The sequence below is a fragment of the Streptosporangium sp. NPDC000509 genome, assembly GCF_042898365.1.
GTDB lineage: Bacteria > Actinomycetota > Actinomycetes > Streptosporangiales > Streptosporangiaceae > Streptosporangium.
In genome coordinates this window covers 177,644-198,154 of sequence record NZ_JBIAYX010000017.1, presented here as the reverse complement: position 1 = coordinate 198,154, position 20,511 = coordinate 177,644, and the positions used below count along the sequence as shown (strand labels likewise).

The window sequence follows — 20,511 nt, the reverse complement described above, 5'->3', positions numbered from 1 at the left end:
TCTTCAAGCGATTTCTCTCCTCACAGGTGTGTCGAGAGCGGAGGCGGGCGGCGGCGGTGCGGGCATCGGAGGCTCGGGCAGGTCCGAGTAGTCGACCAGCCCGGTGCTCTCCAGCAGGGTCATGTGCTTCATGACCACCTCGACCGCCCGCTGGGCGAATGTCCTGACCAGGTCGTTGCGGGTGCCGGCTCGTACGCCGGCGACCACCCCGAAGACCTTTCCGTGGGCCTGCCGCAGCAGCCGGGCGAACAGGAGGTCGTACTCGGCGCCCGCCTTCACCGCCGTCAGCTGCGCCATCCAGGACTGCTGGTCGGCGTTGGCCTGGTCGGGCAGCGGCACGTTCAGTTTGGCCGCGAGGGCGCGGACCTCCTCGTCGAGCTTGAGGTGGTCGGTCATCAGATGCATGCCGACCTCCTTCACCCGCTTGCTCGCCGCCCGCTGCTGGGCCTGCTGGCCGCTGGGAATCTCCCAGAGCCCGGCCAGGCGGACCTTGACCAGCAGGTCGCGATCGGCCGGACCCAGCGGGCCCTGAGGGGTCTGGACCCAGCTCTGATCGGCCAGTGCACCGCCGCCGGGAGGGGTGATCAGGACGACCGCCACGGCGGCGACCGCGATGAAGACCCCGAACAGCAGGGGTTCGCCGTTCTTGAAGCGGCGGAACAGTGATCTGAACATGGCCCGGCCCCGCTCTCAGATACCGGCCGCCACCGGGGCCTTCTCGGCGCCCGGCGCGGTGACGAACGTGCCGCCCGGCCCGTGAGGGGCCGGGTGCGTGAGGAGGAGGACAGTTCCGACCGGCCACGGGATGTGCCGCACCGCCATGTCGTTTCCTTTCCCCGGGGCCCGCCGATGCGGGCGCACTTGGTGGGAGGTACGCGGCACTGCCCGGGGTGGTTCAGCAGAAGTGATGAGATAGTTAGAAATGACTGGAGTTGCTAGAGATGCAGACGGGGCGGATAACGAAGGTGTAAAGATGTGCCCGTGCGTCAACTCGACAGTCGGTTCGAGAGCGCGGACACCGATGTCCTCCTGGTAGAAGATCTGTACCGAGAGTTCGGTGTACCCCTGCTCCGCCATGTGCGTAAGGCCACCGGTAACGATCTGCAGTGGGCAGAGGACGTCGTCCAGGAGACGCTCGTCCGTGCCTGGCGTAACGCAGGAAGGTTGCAACGAGAGCCCGGTCTTCTGTGGGCCTGGCTCCTGACCGTCGCCCGTCGTATCGTCATCGACGGGCGTCGTAGACGAGGCACCCGACCACAGGAGGTCGAACCCGCCGACGCGAACGCCGTGCCCGTTCCCGACGGGGCCGATCGCGCGCTGGAGGCGATGGTCGTCGCCGAGGCGCTGCGAGAACTGTCCCCAGAACACCGCGAAGTCATCGAGCACACTTACCTGCGGGACCGTACGATTAACGAGGCGGCGGAAATCCTCGGGATACCGCCGGGTACGGTCAAGTCCCGGCTCTACTACGGGATCCGGGCTCTCCGAAAGGTCTTGAAGGAGAGAGGTGTCGCGAGCTGATGTTGCCCTCCCCGCATCATGACGTGGCGGCGTACGCGCTCGGGGTGCTCGACGAAGAGGATCACGAGACGTTCCAACGCCATCTCATGACCTGCGAGGAGTGCCAGGTCGAGCTCCGGGAACTCACCGAGGTTCCCGGACTTCTCGATGCGGTGAAGCGGGACCGCTCCAATACCCTGGACGATGACCGCACGCCACATTGACGTTTAGCTGCTTTTGGGGTGATATCAGGAACGGTGGTACGTCCCGGTCAACGAGGATCGGGACAGACGGCCACTGGAGGTGTCGTGCCGCGGGCCATGCCCGATGGGCGGAGTGCGGGTCGGTCGACCCCGATCGCCGGGCGAGGCGTCCGGGGCGAGGCCAGACTCGCCCGGCTGCGCCGTAGCCGTTCCGAGGCGACCCTGTGGAATGATTGCCCCACCGCCACCTCGTGGGGAGAACCCGCCGTCTCCGACCAGGAGCCCTTCCGTTCCCCGTTGGCAGCGGCGAGAGACCGCGGTTCCCATGACGAGCCGTGGCGCCTGGCCGCGATCCCGATCACCCGTGAAGAGACGATCACCCCGTGGTGGGCGTTTCGTGCCCCCGCTGCCGGGGAGCTGAATGTGGCCGGAAACGGGCGGCAGGACGAGGGCACCGCATCCCCGAGGGCGCGGGCGACATCACTTTCTCTCCGCTGGGCACCATTTCCGCGGAGCTTATGAGATTCCATCCTGGAGTCTCACCCAACCATGCAAAACCCCTCACAAAGGAGTGAGAGCGACATGCCGCTCGACGAGGCCAAGGACGAGCTGCTGAGGAGTGCCGCGGAGACGTGCGCGCGCACACCGGGCAGTGATCACGTGAGCGTGGAGGAGGCGCTCGCCTTCCTGCGGCTCTACTACCGGCATGTCGCCCCCGAGGATCTGCTCGGCCGCGACCTGGTCGACGTGTACGGCCCGGCGATGGTCCAGCGGCGGCTCGCCGAGCAACGCCCCCAGGGCCGCGCCCTGGTCCGCGCCTACACCCCCACCCCCGAGGAGCAGGGCTGGGCCCGCGGGTCCTCCGTCGTGGAGATCGTCACCGACGACATGCCCTTCCTCGTCGACTCGGTGACCATGGAGCTCAACCGGCACGGCGTCGGCATCCATCTGGTCGTCCACCCGCAGATGCGCGTGCGCAGGGACATGACGGGCAAGCTGCTCGGCCGCGACGAGGAGAACGTCACCGGGCAGGTGCTCGCCGAGTCCTGGATGCACTTCGAGATCGACAGGCAGAACGACGAGGCCGCGCTCAAGGCGATCGAGACCGACCTGCAGCGTGTCCTGGAGGACGTGCGCGGCGCCGTCGAGGACTTCGCCAAGATGCGGGCGCTCGCCCTGCGGACCGCCGAGGACGTCTCCGTCAACCCGCCGCCCCTCGACCCGGCGGGGGTGGAGGACAGCCTGGAACTGCTGCGCTGGCTCGCCGACGGGCACTTCACCTTCCTCGGCTACCGCGAGTACCGCCTGGAGGAGGGCGAGGAGGGCGACAGGCTGCACCCGATTCCCGGGACGGGGCTGGGCATCCTCCGCGGCGACAGCGCAGACTCGGGCAGCTTCGCCGCGCTCCCGCCCGACCTGCGCGCCAAGGCCCGCGAGAAGCAGCAGATGCTGATCGTCACCAAGGCCAACAGCCGAGCCACCGTCCACCGCTCCGCCTACCTCGACTACGTGGGCGTCAAGCTCTTCGACGCCTCGGGCGAGGTCGTCGGCGAGCGGCGCTTCCTCGGCCTCTTCACCCACGTGGCCTACAGCGAGTCGATCTCGCGCGTCCCGGTGCTCCGGCGCAAGCTGGCCGAGGTGCTCGTGCTCGCCGGGCTGACCGCCGACAGCCACGACGGCAAGGATCTCATCGAGATCCTGGAGACCTTCCCCAGGGACGAGCTCTTCCAGACCTCGGTGGATCAGCTGCTGCCGATCGCCCTCGGCGTGCTCAGGCTCCGCGAGCGCAAACAGGTCAAGGTCTTCCTGCGCCCGGACGACTACGGCCGCTACGTCTCATGCCTGGTCTACCTGCCGCGCGACCGCTACACCACCAAGATCCGTATCAAGCTGCAGGACATCCTGCTCAGGACGCTCGGCGCCACCACCTTCGACTACAGCGCGATGATCGGAGAGTCGGCACTCGCCAGGCTGCACGTGGTCGTGCGCGGTGAGCGTGGCAGGCCGCTGCGCGTCGACACGGTGAACGTCGAGGAGCTGGAGGCGAGGCTCGCCGCGGCCACCAGGTCCTGGGAGGACGACCTGGCCTCCGCGATCACCGAGCTGTGCCCCGAGGGCGAGGTTTCCAAGCTCGTCCGCCGCTACGTCCAGGCGTTCCCCGAGGGCTACAAGGCCGACTTCCCGGCCCGGATGGCGGTCGCCGACCTGCGCCGCCTGGAGGATCTCGCCGCCTCCTCGGACGAGATCGAGATGAACCTCTACGAGCCGCACGACGCGACGGAGGGCGAGCGCCGCTTCAAGCTCTACCGCCTCGGCGCGCCGGTCTACCTCTCGCACGTGCTGCCGCTGCTCCAGCGGATGGGCGTGGAGGTGGTCGACGAACGGCCGTACGAGGTCGACCGCGACGGGGACCCGGCGACCAAGGACGCCTGGATCTACGACTTCGGCCTGCGCTACACGCCCTCGCCCGAGGTCGACAGGGATGAGTTCAAGCGGCTCTTCCAGGACGCGTTCGGCGCGTTATGGGCAGGGCGGGTGGAGAACGACGGGTTCAACGGCCTCGTCCTGGCCGCCGGGCTCACCTGGGAACAGGTCGAGATCCTGCGCGTGTACGCCAGGTATCTGCGCCAGGCGGGCACCGCGTTCAGCCAGGAGTACATCGAGCGGGTGCTGACGGGCAACGTGCGGCTCGCCCGGCTGCTGGTGCGCCTGTTCGAGGCGAGGCTGAACCCGCGGCGCCCGGCCGAGGTCCGCTCCGACCTGTCCGAGGCGCTGCGCGAGGAGATCCTCGCGGCCCTGGACGACGTGGCCTCGCTGGACGAGGACCGGATCCTGCGGGCCTACCTGGAGATGATCGGGGCCACCCTGCGGACCAACTACTTCCAGCGGGTCGACGGCGAGCGCAAGCCGTACATCAGCCTGAAGCTCGACTCGCCGTCGATCAGCGTGCTGCCGCTGCCCCGGCCCGCGTACGAGGTGTTCGTCTACTCGCCCAGGGTCGAGGGCGTGCACCTGCGCTTCGGCAAGGTCGCGCGGGGCGGGCTGCGCTGGTCGGACCGGATGGAGGACTTCCGTACGGAGGTGCTCGGGCTGGTGAAGGCGCAGATGGTGAAAAACACCGTCATCGTCCCCACCGGTTCCAAGGGTGGCTTCGTCGTGAAAAATCCGCCGAAGTCGGGGTCGCGGGAGGACACCCTGGTCGAGGGCATCGCCTGCTACCGGATGTTCATCTCCGGCCTGCTCGACCTCACCGACAACCTCGTCGACGGCGAGGTGGTCCCGCCCGCCGACGTCGTCAGGCACGACGGCGACGACACCTACCTGGTGGTCGCCGCCGACAAGGGCACCGCGACGTTCTCCGACATCGCCAACGCGGTGGCCAAGGAGTACGGCTTCTGGCTGGGCGACGCCTTCGCCTCCGGCGGCTCGATCGGCTACGACCACAAGGCGATGGGCATCACCGCGAGGGGCGCCTGGGAGTCGGTCAAGTACCACTTCCGCACGACCGGCGTGGACATCCAGAACACCGACTTCACCGTCGCCGGAATCGGCGACATGTCCGGTGACGTGTTCGGCAACGGCATGCTGCTCTCCCGGCACATCCGGCTGGTCGCCGCGTTCGACCACCGGCACATCTTCATCGATCCCCGGCCCGACGTCGCGGTGAGCTACGCCGAGCGCGCCCGGCTCTTCGCGCTGCCCCGCAGCTCCTGGGAGGACTACGACGCCTCGCTCATCTCCGCGGGAGGCGGCGTCTGGCCCCGTACGGCCAAGTCGATCCCCGTCTCCGCGCAGACGCGCGCCGCGCTCGGCATCGACGCCGACGTGACGTCGCTCGCCCCGGCCGACCTGATCAGCGCCATCCTGCGGGCCCCGGTCGACCTGCTGTGGAACGGCGGCATCGGCACCTACGTCAGGGCGTCGAGCGAGTCCAACGCCGACGTCGGCGACAAGGCCAACGACGGCCTGCGGGTCACCGCCGGCGAGCTGCGGTGCAAGGTGATCGGCGAGGGCGGCAACCTGGGCTTCACCCAGCTCGCCCGGATAGAGTTCGCGCTCAACGGCGGCCTGGTCAACACCGACTTCATCGACAACTCCGCCGGGGTGGACACCTCCGACCACGAGGTCAACATCAAGATCCTGCTGGACCGGGCCGTCCGCGACGGGGAGCTCACCGACAAACAGCGCAACCAGCTCTTCCTCGACATGACCGACGAGGTGGCCGAGCTCGTCCTGCGCGACAACTACGACCAGAACGTGGTGCTCGCCGCCGCCCGCGCGCAGGCCCCCGACATGCTGCACGTCCACTCGCGCCAGCTGCGCAGGCTGGAGCGGGCCGGGCTGCTCAACCGGGAGCTGGAGTTCCTGCCGTCGGACAAGATGCTCGCCGAGCGGCGTCAGGCCAGGCTCGGGCTGACCGCGCCGGAGTTCTCGGTGCTGCTCGCCTACACCAAGCTGGTGACCGACGCCGAGATCCTCGCCTCCGACCTGCCCGACGACCCCTACCTCGCCTCCTGGCTGGTGTCCTACTTCCCCTCCGCGCTGCGCGACGCCCGGATCCGCACCTACATGGACACCCACCCGCTGCGCAGGGAGATCATCACCACCGGGGTGGTGAACGACCTGGTCAACTCCAGCGGGACCACCTTCCTGTTCCGCATCGGCGAGGAGAGCGGCGCGTCCACCCCCGACATCGCCCGCGCCTACCTGGTCACGCGCGAGGTCTTCGACATGCCCAACCTCTGGCGCCAGATCGAGGAGCTGGACAACAAGGTCGACACCCCCACCCAGATCGCGATGGAGCTGGAGGCCCGCAAGCTCGTCGAGCGGGGCACCCGCTGGCTGCTGGGCAACCGGCGCCCGCCGCTGGACCTCGCCTCCACCGTCGGCTTCTTCGCCAAGGGGATGAACGGCCTGCTGCCGCACCTGCCCAAGCTGCTGACCGGGGTCGACCTGTCCGCGTTCGAGGAGCGGCGCGACGGCTTCGTCTCCCGGGGCGTCCCGGCCGAGCTGGCCGAGCGCGTCGCGGCGATGGTGCCCGCCTACTCCACGTTCGACCTGGTCGAGGTGGCCGCACGCACCGGCCGTCCCGTGCACGACGTCGCCGAGGTCTACTTCGACCTCGCCGACCGGCTCCAGCTCTCCAGGCTGCGCGAGCGCGTCGTCGCGCTGCCCAGGGACAGCCGCTGGAACTCCATGGCGCGGGCCGCGCTCCGTGACGACCTCTACGCCGCGCACGCCGCGCTCACCCACGGCGTCCTGACGCACAGCACCCCCGGACTGTCGCCGGAGGAGCGGCTGGCACGCTGGACCGAGGCGAACTCGGCGGCGGTCTCGCGGGCGCGGCAGACCCTGTCGGAGATCTGGGAGAGCGACAACTTCGACCTCGCGACCCTCTCGGTGGCACTGCGCGCGATCCGCACGCTGGTGGCCACCATCAACCTCCCGCGCACCGGCGCCTGACCCGCCCGACGCCCGGCCGGGCCTCCTTCATCGGGGTCCGGTCAGGCGGCGCGCCACACGGTAGGCGCGTCGCCCGGTATGACGGGTCCGGTTTCCCGCGGCACGGGCCGGTGCGCGGCCGGTCCGGGCCCGCGGGCTCCGTACGAACTCCGTGAACCTCGCACGGCTCACACGGGAAGGGGAACCTAGCTCACGATGACCTTGGTGAGACCGCCGAGATAGCCGATCACCTTGGCCGCGTGGCCGCTGTCCTTGGCCGGGACCGTGCTCACGTACAGCTGCGTCTCCACCGTGCGCAGCTCCTTGAGGATGAACCGCTCCTTCGTCAGCTTCCTGGCCTCGGGCGGGATACGGGTGTCCGACCCGCACGGGGTGACCTTGATCGACCGTGTCGTCGTCCTGATGAGGGAGTACAGGACGAGCGCGCCGCCGTCGGCGGTGCGCAGCGCGTGAACCGGGTAGTCGCTCGCCGCGAAGATCGAGTCGTAGCCCAGGCAGTTGTTCTTCTCCTCCGCGCGCCTTCTGGTGATCTCGTCGGCGAGCCCCGTGGTGTGCGGGCCCTCCTCGATCAGCCCCGTCGCGAACCCCCGCTCGCCCTCCTCCGCCGAGGTCGCGTGCAGCGGGGCCATCAGGCGCGGGCTGATCGCCACCGTCGCGTCCTCCTCGCCCAGCGCCGTCGCGTACCCCTCGGTGTCCGTGACGACCTCCGGGGGCCGGACGCCCTCGTCGAGCAGGGAGGTCGAGCTGACCCGCCAGTCCTCACCGCCCTGCCGCATCAGGGTGAGCACGGCGGTGCGCACCTCGCCCGAGGACTCCTCGCGGTCCACGAACGCGGCGAACCAGAGCGGACCCTGCTGGTTGCGCGGGACGAGCAGCCGGGGGGCGCCCCACGTGTAGTGGGGAAGGTCCTCGGCGGAGCCGCTGAAGGCCGCGATGGTGAGGGCCTCCTGCCCGTCGCGGGTCTGCTCCAGCATGAGCCTGCGGTCGGCGTCCAGGTGCGGCGTCGCCGCTCCCAGCACCCCGTCGGCGCCCACGACGCCCGCGAGAGCCCTCTTCGCCTCGGCGAGCGTGACCGGGGGCGGCGAGGGGGTGGCCGTGGGGTGGGCGGTCGGCGTGACGGCGTCGGCCGAAGGGCTCCGCTCGGGCCGGCCGTCGCCGGAACCCGAACACGCCGCGGTCGCGGTGATCAACGCCAGCGCGAGTGCGAGCACACCCCGTCGCCCGTTTTCGCGCACGTACACCTCCCGATACTCCCCGATGCGGGCCATGCTAGCCATGGTGGGGGAGCCAGCCGTACACGATGGGGTTCGGAGGTCGCGTACCCTTTACAGACGTGGCACTCATCGATCCGGCAGAACAGATCAACGAGCTTACCGGGACGCTGAACAGCATCCAGGACGTGCTCGACCTTGGCGCGATGCGCAAGCAGATCGAGGAGCTGGAGGATCAGGCCGCCGCCCCCGACCTGTGGAACGACCAGGAACGCGCGCAGAAGGTCACCAGCAGGCTCTCCTATCTCCAGGGCGAGATCAACAGGATCGAGTCGCTGGAGCAGCGGCTGGACGACCTCTCCGTCCTGTACGAACTCGCCGCCGACGAGGGGGACGACGACACGCGGGAGGAGGCCGACCGCGAGCTGGAGTCCCTGCGGGGCGACATCGGCGCCCTGGAGGTCCGCACCCTCCTGTCCGGGGAGTACGACGCCCGCGAGGCGGTCGTCACGATCCAGTCACAGGCGGGCGGCGTGGACGCGGCCGACTGGGCCCAGATGCTCCAGCGGATGTACCTACGGTGGGCCGAGCGCAAGGGCTACCCGACCGACATCTACGAGACCTCCTACGCGGAGGAGGCGGGCATCAAGTCGACGACCTTCACCGTCAAGGCCCCCTACGCGTACGGCACGCTGCGCGGCGAGCACGGCACCCACCGGCTGGTCCGCATCAGCCCGTTCGACAACCAGGGGCGCAGGCAGACCTCGTTCGCGGGCGTCGACGTGGTGCCGGTCGTCGAGACGACCGACCACATCGACATCAACGAGGACGACCTGCGCGTCGACGTCTACCGCTCCTCGGGTCCCGGCGGCCAGGGCGTCAACACGACCGACTCCGCGGTCCGCCTCACCCACCTGCCCACGGGCATCGTGGTCTCCTGCCAGAACGAGCGCTCGCAGCTGCAGAACAAGGCGACCGCGATGGCGGTCCTGCAGGCCAAGCTGCTGGAGCGCAAGCGCCAGGAGGAGAAGGCGGCGCTGAACGAGATCCGGGGCGAGTCGACCACGTCGTGGGGCACCCAGATCCGTAACTACGTGCTCCACCCGTACCAGATCGTGAAGGACCTGCGGACGGGCGCCGAGGACGGCAACCCGGGCGGGGTGCTCGACGGCGACCTGGACGGCTTCATCGAGGCCGAGATCCGCTGGACCCGACGCCAGGAGTCGGGCGCCGACGACTAGGACGTCCTTCTCCCGCCTCTGAGAGCCCGACACGGGCGGACACCCTCGCCCCCTGCGGGATGGATGCCTGAGGGAACTCCCGGTGAGCCGGGAGCCGGCGGGAAGACCGTGTTCCGGCCCTGGGCATGGCGGAGTCCTCACTCACGGGCGCCGCTGAGCGCCCGTGAGGCGGGTTTTCCACGCGAGACGGGAACAACCGCCTCGGAAGGGCGTGTCAGGCGCCGCTGAGGTGCTTCAGGGCCAGGGTGAGGAAGAAGAGCGCGATCAGCACCAGCGACAGGAGTGCGGGGGTCATGCCCCCGAAGGTGTGCTGGTGCATCCGCTCGCGATACGCGCGGCAGCGGGGGCAGCGGCCTTCGGCCACGGGGTGGGCGCACCCCGCGCAGACCAGGTCTTCACAGCTCATGATGTCCTCCCTCGTCGAGGTCAGAACTACTTTATGCGGTCGTTACCGGGCGCCGAATCGTTTTGTTTCCGTTATGGGCTTTCCATGTCAGTCTTCCCCCTAGACTGGGCTCCGGCCAACCGGAACGTCGATCGAGAGCAAAGACCGGCGCCCCCCGGCCGGCGAGAGGCGGAAGTGGCCCTCTGCCACTCCTGCGACCGTCCTAACCCCTAGACTGGCATGCCGTGATGCGCCCGTGATCCATTTTGATAATGTCACCAAGGTCTACGCGAACCAGAACCGGCCCGCGCTGGACCACGTCAGCGTCGATGTCGACAAGGGCGAGTTCGTGTTCCTCGTCGGCCCCTCGGGGTCCGGGAAGTCGACCTTTCTCCGCCTGGTCCTGAAGGAGGAGCGCCCGAACTCGGGCGCGATCCACGTGGCTGGCAAGGACCTCGCCCGACTGTCCAACTTCAAGATTCCACACCTGCGCCGCCGGATCGGATGTGTCTTCCAGGACTTCCGGCTGCTCCCGAACAAGAACGTGTACGAGAACGTCGCGTTCGCCCTGGAGGTCATCGGCAAGCCCCGGCGTTTCATCCGTAAGGTGGTCCCGGAGGTCGTCGAGCTCGTCGGCCTTGAGGGCAAGGCACACCGGATGCCCGACGAGTTGTCCGGTGGCGAGCAGCAGCGGGTCGCGATGGCCCGCGCGTTCGTCAACCGGCCGATGATCCTGCTGGCCGACGAGCCGACCGGAAACATCGACCCCGCGACGAGCATCGGCATCATGAAGGTGCTCGACCGGATCAACCGGACCGGCACCACGGTCGTCATGGCCACGCACGACGCGGCCATCGTCGACTCCATGCGCAAGCGGGTGGTGGAACTGGAGGACGGCAAGATCGTCCGTGACCAGTCGCGAGGCGTGTACGGCCAGGCGTACTGACACCAGGACCGGATAGAGCGACAGGAAGAGCATGCGGGCAAACTTCATCTTCTCCGAGGTCTGGATCGGCCTCCGCCGCAACCTCACGATGACCATCGCGGTCATCGTGACCGTGGCGATCGGCATGGCGTTGCTGGGCGTCGGTCTGATGATCAACTCCCAGATCTCCAGCATGAAGGACTTCTGGGCGGACAAGGTCGAGGTCTCGGTCTTCCTGTGCAAGAAGGACGACCCCTTCCCGCAGTGCAAGGGCAGCGGTGGCGTGAACGCCCAGGAGCGGGCCGCGCTGAAGGGGGACATCGAGGCCATGCCCCAGGTCGAGAAGGTCGACGTGGAGGACGCGGCCCAGGCCTACAAGAACTTCCGGGCACAGAACGCCAACAACACCGTGCTGCTCTCCGCCATCCAGGTCGAGGACATGCCCGAGTCGCTGCGGGTCAAGCTCAAGGACCCCGACGCCTACGCGGCGGTGATCGAGGCGGTCAAGGGCGCCCCCGGGGTCTCCAACGTGGTGAACCAGCGGGAGCTGCTGGAGAAGTTCTTCGGGCTGCTGGAGAAGCTCCGCTGGGCGGCCCTGGTGGTGGCGATCATCCTGGTCTTCGCGGCCACGCTGCTGATCGGCAACACCGTGCGGCTCTCGGCGTACAACCGCAGGCGTGAGACCGGCATCATGCGGCTGGTGGGGGCCTCCAACCTCTACATCCAGCTGCCCTTCGTGATGGAGGGCGTCATCGCCGGTCTGATCGGCGGTGTGATGGCCGCGATACTGCTGATCATCAGCAAGGTCTTCCTCTTCGACGGGGTGCAGCTCTACCTCTCTCCCAACAGCCAGCTGTCCTGGGAGACGGTCGCCTCGGTGATCAGTATCACCATGATCTTCGGTGTGCTCATCTGTGTTCTGGCGTCCTTCGTCACGCTCCGCCGCTACCTGCGGGTGTGACGCTCCCGTGTCCTCGTACGCCCCGCGGGCGTGGCGCGTCCGTACGTCGCTCCGGGCCTCGCCCACGCTCGCGGGCGCGGCCCGACACTCCGGTCACCGGTAGGCTCCAGACATGCCACGTGAGACCGGGCGGAAGGTAATCGCTCAGAACAAGCGTGCCTGGCACGACTACCACATCGAGGACACCTACGAGGCCGGCCTCGTGCTCCAGGGCACGGAGGTCAAGTCGCTGCGGCTCGGCCGTGCCTCCCTCCTCGACGGGTACGCCGTCATCAAGGACGGCGAGGCCTGGCTGATCAACGTCCACATTCCCGAGTACACCATGGGGACCTGGACCAACCACGCCGCGCGCCGAACCCGCAAGCTCCTGCTCCACCGCAAGGAGATCGACAAGCTGGTCTCCAAGACCAAGGAGGGCGGGCTCACCCTGGTGCCGCTCGCCATCTACTTCAAGGACGGCAGGGCCAAGATAGAGATCGGCCTCGCCAAGGGAAAGAAAGACTGGGACAAGCGGCAGACGCTGGCCGAGAACCAGGCCAAGCGGGAGATGGCGCGCGCGCTCAGGCACAGGAACAGGTGATCGTGAGGGGCAAGGCCCGGCGAGCCACCGCCGCGGCGCTCGCGCTGGCGGTGACGACTCCCATGTTGTCCGCGTGTTTCGAGGAGCCCTCGGCTCACGAGGCGGTGCGCGACTTCCTGATCGGCTGGCAGACGGGCGACTACGCCGCCGCGGCCAGGCGCACGGACGGCGACGAGAAGGTGGTGAGCCGGGCGCTGGAGGACGCCAAGCTCCAGCTCGACGCGGCCTCGTTCCGTTTCGACGTCACGAGCATGCGGCGCGCGGCGGACGAGGTCGAGGCCGACTTCGACGCCGAGGTCGACCTGGGGGAGAACAACCCCCTGTGGGAGTACGAGGGCGTGCTGCCGCTCCACCTGGTCGACGGCCGGTGGAAGGTGCGCTGGTCGCCCAGCGTCCTGCACCCCCAGCTGCGCGAGGGGGAGCGGTTCGCCGTGAAGGTCACCCCCGAGGGGCGTCAGCCGATCCTCGACCGCAACGGTGACCCGCTGCAGGAGAAGGCCGTCCTGCACGTGGCGAGTGTGGTCCCGGCCACCCTGAAGAGCGGTCAGGCGGACGAGCTCTGCGCGAAGCTCTCCAAGATCACAGGATTTCCCCAGGACCGCCTGCTGAGCCGGATCCGCTCCGCGCCGCCCAACCTCCAGGTCCCCCTGGTCACCTTCGGCCGTACGAAGTTCGGGCAGTTGCGCGCGCAGCTGGAGGCGATCCCCGGGATCACCCTCTCCGCGCAGGAGCAGGCGGTCGCCCCCGCCTCGCCCACCCAGATCGTCGGCACCGTCACCGCGGTCACCCCGGAGAGCGAGCAGCAGCTCGGCGGCCCGCAGCGGGCCGGGGACACGGTCGGCAGGGCCGGTCTGCAGAAGGCGTACCAGGAGCATCTGACCGGTTCGACCGACACACGTGTGATCATCGTCGATCTCAAGACGCTCAAGGTGACCGAGCTCAAGAAGTGGCGGCCCGACCGCTCCACCTCGTCCGTGCAGACCACGCTCGACCGTTCCCACCAGAAGGCGGCCGACAGCGCGCTGCTCGGCGGCGGGGCTCCCGGCATGCTGGTCGCGGTCCAGGCCTCGACCGGCGACATCCTGGCGGTGTCCAGCACCGAGCAGTACGACCAGGAGAAGCACGCCCTCGCGGGGAGGTTCCCCGCGGGGACCGCCTTCTCGATCATGACCGTCGGGGGCATGCTCAAGGCGAAGATCGACCCCAAGCAGAAGATGGCCTGCCCGGCCGACAGGTCCGTCGGGGGGGCCGCGTTCCACCAGGAGGGCGCGCCCGCGGGGAGCTCGCCGAGCATCCAGGCCAACTTCGCCACCGGCTGCGTGACCGCGCTCGCCGCGCTGGCCCGCAGGATCGACGGCGCGGAGCTGGCGGCCGACGCCGCGAAGTTCGGCATCGGGGCGCCGTGGACGCTCCCGCTGAGGTCGTTCAGCGGCTCCATGAAACCGCTGAAGAACGACGCGGCCACGGCCAAGGCGATCGCCGGGCAGAACGTCCTGGTCAGCCCGCTGTCCATGGCGCTGGTCGCGGGAGCCGTCTCCTCGGGCACCTGGCGCCCGCCGGTCCTGGTCACCGAGCCCGAGGTCGCCGACTCCACACCCGACGCCAAGCCGTCCAAGGCGCCGGACCCGGTCAAGCTGGACGACAAGACGGTCGAGACCCTCCGCACCTTCATGCGCAGTGGAGTGACGGTGGGCTCCGCGCGTGCCGCCGCGGCACCCGGCGACCCCGTCCACGGCATCACCGCCGTCGCCTCGCAGAAACGCAAGCCGCTCGCCTGGTTCGTGGGGTGGCAGGGGGACGTCGCCGTCGCGGTGCTGACGCAGAGCTCGGACGCGACGGCCGGGGCGGCCGTCGCGGGGAGGTTCTTCCAGGGGCTTCACGCGGGGTTGTGACGTTCCGCACTGTTTTTTTCACCCTGAGCAACCATGGGGTGTCTTGTTTGCGTCCTTCTAAGTGACCGGGCTCCGCTTGGGGGGTTGCGGACCCGGTCGCAATGATGGGACAGGGCCTCATCTCGGGGGAAGCCCTGCCGTCAGAACCGGCTCGACCCTGCCGGTCGACCCCGGGGACGCCCGCGATTCGCGGGTGTCCCCGGGGTTTCGGCGTTCGGGGCTCCGCTGGTTCACGCAGGCGCCGCGCGGGAATTCGATTCGCGTCGGCCGTGTTGTAGGAGGTATCTTCGGATGGCTCGACCCCACGGGGTCGCGTTGAAAACTCAACAGGGGGTGACTGGTTTCGACTTTGGCTTTTCAAGCCAGGTGAAGCGGGTCGAGGACTGCGGACATAACCTCGTTAACACTGTGACCGCGACCAACAAGTGCCAATAAGACGCACTCCGAAGTCAGCCAGGGCAACCTGGCACTCGCCGCCTAAGCAGCGAGTGACTTCTGCCGGCCCGGGAGCGCCTCCGGCCCGGATCCGGCATCGCTAGGAGGCTCAACCGATCGACCCGGCCACGGGGAAGATCGGGAAATCTTACAGTGGCTGAGCCCGTCGGCGACTTGCCTGCGTGATTGCCGGGGCTGAGAAAAGCACAGCAGGCTGCACCCGGAGAAGCCCTGTCTTGGAGTTGAAGGACGCGGGTTCGATTCCCGCCACCTCCACCCCCGTTCCGCGCCGACCGCGCGGAACAGATCGCCGAAGGGCGGTCGAGTCGGCCCAGCGCCGCCTCGACCGCCCTTCGTCTTTTCCTGGCCACAGCGGGGTCGCTTTTTCGGAAGCCTTCGTCGCCGGGTGAACTCGCCTTCCGGTCGTGACGCCGCCCCGTGGTTCTCGCGGCTAGATGGTGAGCGCGGACTCGATGCGCCTGAGGTGGTGCCTGGCCAGGGCGAGGTTGGAGCGGTCGCGGTCGAGCACCAGGTAGAGGAAGGTGTGGCCGGCACTGTCGGACAGCAGCCTGATGATGTGATACTGCCTGGCCAGCGTGATGAGGATGTCCTCGACGGAGTCGTTGATGTTCAGCGCGGCCATGGTCCGCACCTTGGCCCGGACGACCTCGGTGTTGCCCGCGGCGGCGACTTCCAGATCGAGGTCGCGGCCTCCACCGATCGTGCCGAGAGACATGCCGCTTTCGTAGTCGACCAGCGCCGCGCCGATCGCGCCGTCGATCGCCATGGTCTCCTTGAGGGCGGTTTCGATGTTCATGATCTTCTTTCCCGGGCGAGCGACCGCACCCCGGCGCCTCGCCGAGGAGGGGATTTATCGGACATACAGATGGGGCAGTTTGTGGCTGTCGATACGTAAAGTACACTTAACTACTACCGTTAGTGAAGTGCAATATGGTCTAGTAGCGGATGAACAGCTCATTAGGGGAGATATCCGGAGTTCGTGGTAGGGGCATGGCCTGTCCTGTCCCACGGAGTCAGGGGTGTCGTGCCGCGTCCGGGCGTCTCCCGGCTCGTCCGGAGTGCGCGGGCGCCGGGGCCGCGTCGTCTCCCGTCCGAGCGCCCGTGAAAGAGCCGAGGGAGACACCCGGTGGTGAAGACCGGCCCACATTCCGTACGTGAACGACTCACCCTCCGCGAGCAGAACCAGAGGTGACCCTGTGCCGTCGTCGGCCGCCATCCAGCCGATGCCGTCTCGTGGAGCGGCAGGCCGCTCCCCTTCCCCGAACGGGATGACGGCGTGACCGCCGGGGAGCCGGAGGTCCTGGGCGAGATCGGAAGATGCCTGCAGCAACTCTCCCGCGAGAGGTTCTCCGGCGTGCTCCGCGTCGAAGGAGGCCCGGGAGGAGCGCTGTGGGTGCGGGACGGCCTCGTGGTGGCCGCCACGACCCCGGCGGCCCCCGGCCCCGAATCGCTGCTGCTGCGCTCGGGCAGGGTGTCGGAGAAGGACTGGACCGACGCGTACACGACCGGTGCCCCCGCCGACCGGCTCGCCGCCGAACTCGCCGAGCGCGGCGTCATCGGCGAGGCGGGTCTGGAGGCGGTGTGCCTGGCCGCGCTCTTCGACGCGGTGTTCGCCATGGTCCTGTACGGCGTCGAGTCGTGCGCCGCCGAACCGGTGGGCCCCGGCGACCGCCGGCCGCTGCTGCCCGTCCTGCCGGGCATCGGGCACGAACGGCTGGCACGGGAGACCGCGCGCCGCATGGGATACGTGGAGACCTGGCGACGGCTGGGCCTGTCCATGCGCGTCAGGCCCGTGCCCCCGGCCGTCTCCGTTCCCACGCTGCTCGGCGCCGACCGCATCCGCCGAGCCGTCCTGGACCGGGCGAACGGGCGCCGGACGCCGCGGGACATCGCCTTCGTCCTGGGCAAGGGCCTGTTCGCGGTGATGAGCGAGATCGCGAGGATGGTCGAGGAAGGGGTGCTCGACCTCGGCGGTTCCCCGGCGGGAGAGGTGACGCCCGTTCCCGAGCCCGCGGCGGAGGATCCGGACGAGAGTCCGGCCTCCCGGCTGCCGCGCCGCCATCCGGGAAACAGCAAGATCAACGAGGTGCTGGCCGCCGCCGGGGGAGGACCGATCCCCTCCCGGCCCCTCCTCGCCCTCCGGTCCCTGCCGCTGCCCTCGCCTCCGCCCTCCAGGGAATCGGAGGGGAATTGACTTCCTCCCCACGCCCACGGTTGAAGCCAGGGGATTCCAACCCTCACGGGTCGGATTTCCTGCTTCATCGCCGGTTGCCCGCCAGGAGGAAAACTCTCCCCATTGAGGTCTTATACCAGCTCCACAGGCGTTTTTCCTCTCCGCCAGCCCGGCGGCGAGGGTGGTGCGGGTCATACGTGCGGCGGCTTGGTTATCGCCACCGCACGCACATGCCAACAACCCGTGTGGTGTCTTGCCGCGTTTTCTTCCCACGCCTAAAGGCGGGATTCTCCACGTTGAAAGGAACACGATGACCAGGCAAGCGGTGCTCGCCGAGCTGAAGATCCTGCGCGATCAGGTGGCCGGCGTGATGGAGACGGCCGTCGCGTCCGTGGACGGGCTGCTCGTCGCGGCCGACAGCGAGGGGCCGAGGCCGGAGGTGCTGGCGGCGCTGGCCGCCGCCACGCTCGGCCTGGGCAAGCGGACGGGCTACGAGGTGGGCATGGGGGAGCTTCGTGAGGTGGTGACCCGCTGCCGCAGCGGGTACATCGTCGTCTACGCCGTGCGTCAGGAGGCGCTGCTCGTCGTGCTCGCCGACGAGGGATTGGACGTCTCCCGGTTGCACGTGGAGTCCCGGCCCACGGTCGAGCGGCTGGGCGCGCTCCTCGTCGCCACCTGACCAGGACTCCACCCGCCACCAGGACTCCACCCGCCACCAGGACTCCACCCGCCACCAGGACTCCACCCGCGACCGGGATCCCGCTCACTGCCGGAGGCGCACCCGCGACCGGGTCTCTCGTCCGGGAACCAGGTCGCACCCGCGACCGGGATCCCGTCGGCGAGCGGAGTCGTACCCGTGACCGGGATCCGGTCGTTCAGGACACGTCGACCCAGTCGAGGGTGCGCTCGACCGCCTTCTTCCAGTGCGCGTAGCCGTCGGCCCGCTGCTCGTCCGACCACCGGGGCTCCCAGCGGCGGCCCTCCTGCCAGTTCTGCTTGAGCTCGTCGGTCGACTTCCAGAAGCCGACGGCGAGCCCCGCCGCGTACGCGGCCCCCAGGGCCGTCGTCTCCGCCACGACGGGCCGGGAGACGGGCACGCCGAGTATGTCGGCCTGGATCTGCATGCACAGGTCGTTGGCGGTGACACCGCCGTCGACGCGCAGGACGTCGAGGGCGACCCCTGAGTCCTGTCGCATCGCCTCGACCACGTCGCGGCTCTGGTAGCAGATGGACTCCAGGGTGGCCCGCGCGAGGTGGGCGTTGTTGTTGAAGCGCGACAGGCCGACGATGGCGCCCCGGGCGTCGGATCGCCAGTACGGGGCGAAGAGGCCGGAGAAGGCGGGGACGAAGTAGACGCCGCCGTTGTCCTCGACCTGCCGGGCGAGCGCCTCGCTCTGCGACGCCCCCGAGATGATGCCGAGCTGGTCGCGCAGCCACTGCACCGCGGAGCCGGTCACCGCGATGGAGCCCTCGAGCGCGTACACCGGAGGCTCCTCGCCGAAGCGGTAGCAGACGGTGGTGAGCAGGCCGTTCTGGGATCGCACCAGCTCGGTGCCGGTGTTGAGCAGCAGGAAGTTGCCGGTCCCGTAGGTGTTCTTGGCCTCGCCGACGCCGAAACAGACCTGTCCGACGGTGGCGGCCTGCTGGTCGCCGAGGTCGCCGGAGAGCGGGACCTCGCCTCCCAGCGGGCCTCTCGCCAGGGTGGTGCCGTACAGGCCGGGGTGGGAGGAGGGGGCGATGGCCGGCAGCATCTGGCGGGGGATGCCGAAGAACGACAGCAGCTCGTCGTCCCAGTCGAGGGTCTCCAGGTCCATCAGCATCGTGCGGCTGGCGTTCGTCGGGTCGGTGACGTGCACGCCGCCGTCGGGGCCGCCGGTCAGGTTCCACAGCAGCCACGAGTCGGTGTTGCCGAAGATCGCGTCCCCGGCCTCGGCCGCCTCGCGCACCCCCTGGACGTTCTCCAGGATCCACTGGACCTTGCCGCCGGAGAAGTACGTCGCCGGGGGCAGGCCCGCCTTGTGACGGATGACGTCGCCCCTGCCGTCGCGGTCCAGGGCCGAGGCGATCCGGTCGGTACGGGTGTCCTGCCAGACGATCGCGTTGTGGTACGGGCGCCCGGTTCTGCGGTTCCAGACCACCGCGGTCTCGCGCTGGTTGGTGACGCCGAGCGCGGCGAGGTCGGAGGCGGAGAGTCCCGCCCTGTTCATCGCGGTCTCGATCACCGCCCTCGTGCGCTCCCAGATCTCCGTGGGGTTGTGCTCGACCCACCCGGCCCGCGGCAGGATCTGCTCGTGTTCGAGCTGGTGGCGACCTATCTCGTTACCGCCGTGATCGAAGATCATGAAGCGGGTGCTCGTCGTTCCCTGGTCGATGGCTCCGACGAAGTCAGGCATGGATGGTGCCTCCTCTGTGAGACTCTCCGGGAGATCTGCCGCTCTCCCCGTAACGGTTCTCGGCCGTGGTCGTCCCGCCCCTGTTCAGGCGGTGTCGGCTTTCTCGTCGGACGGCATCCGTCCCACCTCGGGCTCGGCCTCCTCGGGAGGAAGGAACCTGGAGATCAGGACCTGGTACAGGAACGCCCCGATCAGCCCTCCGATCACCGGCGCCACGATCGGCACCCAGAAGTAGAGTTGGCCGTACTGATCCTGCCAGGCGGTCTCATACCCGGTGAGGTACGAGGCAAGCCGGGGCCCTAAGTCGCGGGCGGGGTTGATGGCGTACCCCGCGTTGGTGCCCCAGGCCATGCCGATGGCCACGACGATCAGGCCGATCACGAAGGGGGCGAGGTTGGCCATCGGCGCCGAGTTGCGCGCGTCGGAGACGGCGAGGATGAGCAGGAGCAGGATCGCGGTGCCGATCACCTGGTCGCGGAAGGCGCCCCAGGTGCCGATGGGCAGGGTCCCGTTGCCCGGCAGGGTCGAGAAGACGCCCTGGGTCTTGATCGTGAGCCCCGGGTCGGCCTTCTGCAGCACCTCGCTGTAGTTGAAGCGGACGATGAGCGCCGCCACGAACGCGCCCGCGGTCTGTGCCAGGGCGTAGGGCAGGACCTTGCGCCAGGAGAAGCCCTTGAAGGCGGCGAGGGCGACGGTGACGGCCGGGTTGAGGTGGGCTCCGCTGGTGCGTGCCGCGACGTAGACGCCCAGGGTCACCCCGAGTCCCCACGCCCACGCGATGCTGTCGTGGTCGCCGATCTCGGCCGCCGCGACCTGGGCGACCACCCCCACGCCGAACAGGATAAGGATCATGGTGCCCGCGAACTCGGCTGCCATCTCGCCGAGAAGACCCCGGTTTTTCAGCCGTTCTGCCATATTTCCCCCTCACGGCGCCGCTCCGGATGCTCGGACGGTAGGCACGAATTCCAGGGCAGTCAACGATTTCGTGACGAGATTGTTGATTTTTGGTCAACAATCTAAGTAATTGGCAACGTCATCGAAACATGCCCTTATGTCCCTACTTGCGCTGTAACCGTCGGGTAAGAATCCCGTCGCCTTCCGGGATTCCGCGTGAGGACGTCCTCTTTT

Annotated in this window: 16 protein-coding genes and 1 other RNA gene; 11 read left to right on the top strand and 6 right to left on the bottom strand. The window is 68.8% G+C overall.

Features of this window, described 5'->3' with window-relative positions; all coding sequences use genetic code 11:
• Nucleotides 1–3: 3 nt before the first annotated feature.
• Nucleotides 4–675 carry a DUF4142 domain-containing protein gene (locus tag ACFY3D_RS29565; RefSeq protein WP_350946523.1) on the bottom strand — a complete coding sequence of 224 codons (672 nt, stop codon included), beginning with the start codon at nt 673–675 and terminating at the stop codon, nt 4–6.
• Nucleotides 676–981: 306 nt separating this feature from the next.
• Between ACFY3D_RS29565 and ACFY3D_RS29560 the strand changes: the two genes are divergently transcribed.
• From ACFY3D_RS29560 to ACFY3D_RS29550, 3 genes are all read left to right on the top strand, one after another.
• On the top strand, nt 982–1,521 hold the full coding sequence (locus ACFY3D_RS29560) for a sigma-70 family RNA polymerase sigma factor (RefSeq protein ID WP_350946525.1): 540 nt from the start codon (nt 982–984) through the stop codon (nt 1,519–1,521).
• Nucleotides 1,521–1,724, top strand: coding sequence for a zf-HC2 domain-containing protein (locus ACFY3D_RS29555; protein WP_389985248.1), 204 nt, complete (start codon nt 1,521–1,523; stop codon nt 1,722–1,724). Before ACFY3D_RS29560 ends, ACFY3D_RS29555 begins: the two co-directional genes overlap by 1 nt.
• Nucleotides 1,725–2,285: 561 nt before the next feature.
• Nucleotides 2,286–7,166 (top strand): NAD-glutamate dehydrogenase, encoded by a 4,881-nt coding sequence (locus ACFY3D_RS29550; protein ID WP_389985245.1) that lies wholly within the window; start codon nt 2,286–2,288, stop codon nt 7,164–7,166.
• A 185-nt stretch (nt 7,167–7,351) separates the two neighbouring features.
• On the opposite strand, the gene ACFY3D_RS29545 is transcribed toward ACFY3D_RS29550, so the two are convergent.
• Nucleotides 7,352–8,434 carry a hypothetical protein gene (locus ACFY3D_RS29545; RefSeq protein ID WP_389985242.1) on the bottom strand — a complete coding sequence of 361 codons (1,083 nt, stop codon included), beginning with the start codon at nt 8,432–8,434 and terminating at the stop codon, nt 7,352–7,354.
• A gap of 65 nt (nt 8,435–8,499) precedes the next feature.
• On the opposite strand from ACFY3D_RS29545, the gene prfB reads away from it, so the two are divergent.
• Complete coding sequence (prfB, locus tag ACFY3D_RS29540; RefSeq protein WP_350946529.1) at nt 8,500–9,618, top strand: peptide chain release factor 2; 1,119 nt, start codon at nt 8,500–8,502, stop codon at nt 9,616–9,618.
• A 214-nt stretch (nt 9,619–9,832) separates the two neighbouring features.
• Here prfB and ACFY3D_RS29535 read toward each other — a convergent pair whose 3' ends face one another.
• A complete protein-coding gene (locus ACFY3D_RS29535) occupies nt 9,833–10,024 on the bottom strand; it encodes a hypothetical protein (RefSeq protein WP_362504082.1) in 192 nt (63 codons plus the stop codon).
• A 235-nt stretch (nt 10,025–10,259) separates the two neighbouring features.
• Between ACFY3D_RS29535 and ftsE the strand changes: the two genes are divergently transcribed.
• The 5 genes from ftsE (at nt 10,260) to ssrA (ending at nt 15,075) form a co-directional block, all read left to right on the top strand.
• Nucleotides 10,260–10,949, top strand: a complete 690-nt coding sequence (gene ftsE, locus ACFY3D_RS29530; RefSeq protein ID WP_012888192.1) for a cell division ATP-binding protein FtsE — start codon at nt 10,260–10,262, stop codon at nt 10,947–10,949.
• A gap of 31 nt (nt 10,950–10,980) precedes the next feature.
• Nucleotides 10,981–11,889, top strand: coding sequence for a permease-like cell division protein FtsX (gene ftsX / locus ACFY3D_RS29525; protein ID WP_350946531.1), 909 nt, complete (start codon nt 10,981–10,983; stop codon nt 11,887–11,889).
• A gap of 112 nt (nt 11,890–12,001) precedes the next feature.
• Nucleotides 12,002–12,469, top strand: coding sequence for an SsrA-binding protein SmpB (gene smpB / locus ACFY3D_RS29520; RefSeq protein ID WP_344922291.1), 468 nt, complete (start codon nt 12,002–12,004; stop codon nt 12,467–12,469).
• A 2-nt stretch (nt 12,470–12,471) separates the two neighbouring features.
• Nucleotides 12,472–14,361 (top strand): penicillin-binding transpeptidase domain-containing protein, encoded by a 1,890-nt coding sequence (locus ACFY3D_RS29515; RefSeq protein WP_389985239.1) that lies wholly within the window; start codon nt 12,472–12,474, stop codon nt 14,359–14,361.
• 329 nt (nt 14,362–14,690) lie between these two features.
• Nucleotides 14,691–15,075: a transfer-messenger RNA gene (ssrA, locus tag ACFY3D_RS29510) on the top strand.
• A gap of 172 nt (nt 15,076–15,247) precedes the next feature.
• Here ssrA and ACFY3D_RS29505 read toward each other — a convergent pair.
• Nucleotides 15,248–15,613 (bottom strand): hypothetical protein, encoded by a 366-nt coding sequence (locus ACFY3D_RS29505; protein ID WP_389985236.1) that lies wholly within the window; start codon nt 15,611–15,613, stop codon nt 15,248–15,250.
• A 480-nt stretch (nt 15,614–16,093) separates the two neighbouring features.
• On the opposite strand from ACFY3D_RS29505, the gene ACFY3D_RS29500 reads away from it, so the two are divergent.
• Both ACFY3D_RS29500 and ACFY3D_RS29495 read left to right on the top strand, forming a co-directional pair.
• Complete coding sequence (locus tag ACFY3D_RS29500) at nt 16,094–17,011, top strand: DUF4388 domain-containing protein (protein WP_389985233.1); 918 nt, start codon at nt 16,094–16,096, stop codon at nt 17,009–17,011.
• A gap of 289 nt (nt 17,012–17,300) precedes the next feature.
• On the top strand, nt 17,301–17,669 hold the full coding sequence (locus tag ACFY3D_RS29495; RefSeq protein ID WP_350946534.1) for a roadblock/LC7 domain-containing protein: 369 nt from the start codon (nt 17,301–17,303) through the stop codon (nt 17,667–17,669).
• 196 nt (nt 17,670–17,865) lie between these two features.
• Here ACFY3D_RS29495 and glpK read toward each other — a convergent pair whose 3' ends face one another.
• The gene (gene glpK / locus ACFY3D_RS29490) at nt 17,866–19,383 is read right to left on the bottom strand and encodes a glycerol kinase GlpK (protein ID WP_389985231.1); all 1,518 of its coding nucleotides are present in this window, start codon (nt 19,381–19,383) and stop codon (nt 17,866–17,868) included.
• An 84-nt stretch (nt 19,384–19,467) separates the two neighbouring features.
• Complete coding sequence (locus ACFY3D_RS29485; protein ID WP_389985229.1) at nt 19,468–20,298, bottom strand: MIP/aquaporin family protein; 831 nt, start codon at nt 20,296–20,298, stop codon at nt 19,468–19,470.
• Between the last annotated feature and the right edge of the window lie 213 nt (nt 20,299–20,511).